The 1,925-nt window shown below is 67.4% G+C and carries 2 protein-coding genes; both read left to right on the plus strand.

The window, feature by feature from the left end; translation table 11 throughout:
• A partial coding sequence (locus tag AC1VAN_RS20355) for a carbohydrate porin (protein WP_480986589.1) occupies positions 1-922 on the plus strand: 922 nt, incomplete at its 5' end.
• Between the two features lie 35 nt (positions 923-957).
• Entirely contained in the window at positions 958-1,809 is an 852-nt protein-coding gene (gene aroD, locus AC1VAN_RS20360; protein WP_033832107.1) for a type I 3-dehydroquinate dehydratase, read from the plus strand.
• Positions 1,810-1,925: the final 116 nt, after the last annotated feature.

Genomic DNA, 1,925 nt, shown 5'->3' on the forward strand with positions numbered 1-1,925 from the left:
GGCGTATGGCGGCCAGTACACGCGGCTGACCGAGCTGAGCTACGACCAGACCTTCAATGCGGGCCGGTCGTACTACAAGCTGGGGTACTACGCGATGGGCAACCAGTTCGGCCTGCACAGCCTGCTGACCCACTTCGTCAACGCCGCATTCTGCGCCCACCCGCTGGCGATGTCCGGCAACAGCGGCTGGTACAACTATCCGATGGCACGCTGGGGCGGTGAGTTCGCCCAGCAGATCAGCCCGGCGGTGAACGTGCGYACGGGCTGGTTCCAGGTCAACCCGAACCTGGGCGGCAACATCGAACGCAACGCGTTCCGTCCGTTCGTTTCGGGCACCACCGGCTCGCTGTTTCCAGTGGAGGTGACCTGGACGCCGGCCAAGGGCAGCCGCTACGCCGGCGTCTACAAGTTCGGTGGCTACTACGACACGTCGCGCGTGGACAAGCGCGGCCTCGATACCTCGCCGACCACCGGCCGGCACGGCGCCTACGTGCTGGCCGAACAGCGCCTGACCCAGGAATCGGCCGACCCGAGCCGCGGCCTGACCGCCTTCGCGCAGTACATGGTGTCCGACACCGATACCGCGCAGATCAAGCGCTGGTACGCGCTGGGCGGCGTCTACCAGGGCATCGGCGCGCGTGCGCAGGACAGCATCGCGCTGGGCTACGTCGGCGCTGACATCAACGACCGCCTGGTCGATGCGCGGCGCGCCACGTTGGCCGCCGGGGGCGTGCCCACCGATTCGCCGCTGTACAACCTCAGCCAGGCCGAGGAGTTGTTCGAGCTGTCCTACAGCTTCCAGGTGAACCCTTGGCTGATGATCCGCCCGGACGTGCAGTACATCGTCAACCCSGGCACGTTCAATTACAGCGGTACCGACAACGCCTGGGCCGTGGGTGTCCAGGCCAAGGTGACCTTCTGATGGCCGCGCGCTACTTCCATGCTGTGGTGACTGCGATGAAAACTCCGCTCGCTTCCGTTGTCCTCGCCGGCGTGCTCGCCTCCTCCCCCTTGCTGGCCCTGGCCGCGCCGCCACCGGCGGTGCTGCAGGTCGGCCAACTACGCATCGGCGAGGGCAGCCCGCGCACCATCGTACCGATTACCGGTGCCACCGCGGATGTCGCTCTGCAGCAGGCCGCGGCCATCGCCGCCAGCAGATCCACCGACATCGCCGAGTGGCGCATCGACTACCTGGACATCGCCACCGATGGCAAGGCGCTGGTCGCGCTGGGCAAGCGCATCCAGGCCACGCTTGGGGGCAAGCCGGCCATCGTGACCTTCCGCACGAAGGCCGAAGGGGGCGCCAAGCCGATCAGCGATGCCGACTACGGCAAGCTCTACGCCGCGCTGCTGCGCGGTGGTGTCGCCCAGCTGATCGACGTGGAGATGTTCCGCGATCCGAAGGTGGTGCAGGCGCTGGTGGCGCAGGCCCACAAGGCTGGCGTGAAAGTGGTGATGTCCAGCCATGACTTCCACGCCACGCCACCGCGCGAGGAAATCGTCGCACGCCTGCTCAAGCAGCAGGCCCTTGGCGCGGACGTGCTGAAGATCGCGGTGATGCCGCGCGACGCTGGCGATGTGCTGGCCTTGCTCGATGCCACCTGGCAGGTGCGCCAGCAGAGCGACAAGCCGCTGCTGACCATGTCGATGGGCGGCACCGGCGTGGTTTCGCGCCTGGCCGGCGAAACCTTCGGCCAGGCCCTGACCTTCGGCATGATCGGCACCCCGTCGGCGCCAGGCCAGGTCGAGGTTGAGCGCCTCCAGGACGTCCTGCAGGTCATCCATGCATCCAGCCAGGCCGGTCACTGAGACCTTCCCCGCCGGACGTTCCACCGCACCACGCTGTTGCAGGAAACCGCACCATGAGCCACGCCTCCGCCGCCGCACCGTCGCTTGTCCTTGAACGGATGAGTCCCTTCCAGTGG

It is taken from the genome of Stenotrophomonas sp. 05L44_2 (assembly GCF_056665995.1).